General features: G+C 69.7%; 1 protein-coding gene. It reads left to right on the forward strand.

Features of this window, described 5'->3' with window-relative positions; genetic code table 11:
- Positions 1–133: 133 nt before the first annotated feature.
- Positions 134–360: hypothetical protein (locus SB719_RS19200; RefSeq protein ID WP_412159608.1), on the forward strand; the 227-nt coding region annotated here is incomplete at its 3' end.

Raw genomic sequence — 360 nt, forward strand, 5'->3', positions numbered from 1 at the left:
CCGCACGGGCAGGACTGGGTCAGCGCCGAACCGCGAGCAGCCACCGCCGACGAGATCAGCGCGATCACGAAGCAGGCGCTGGACGTGCTGGCCGGCGAGCTTTCGTATCCAGATCCAAGCCGGGCGTTGAACCATGCGTGACGCCCCCACCATGCACCCCTACGTCGGCTGGGCCGGCGATCGCAGCGAAGGCGCCGTGCTGGTCTTCGCCCGCGAGTCGCGCGCCGCCAAGCCGGTGGCGTTCGGCCTCCTGATGGGCTGGGCAGATGTCGACTACATCGACGTGCGCGTGCGGCGCCTGCGCACCCACGTCGACTACCTGATGACGCACGCACGCCCGAAGATGCTGGACGCCGGGTT

It is taken from the genome of Pantoea sp. SIMBA_079 (assembly GCF_046940275.1).
GTDB classification, from domain to species: Bacteria; Pseudomonadota; Gammaproteobacteria; order Enterobacterales; family Enterobacteriaceae; genus Pantoea; species Pantoea borealis.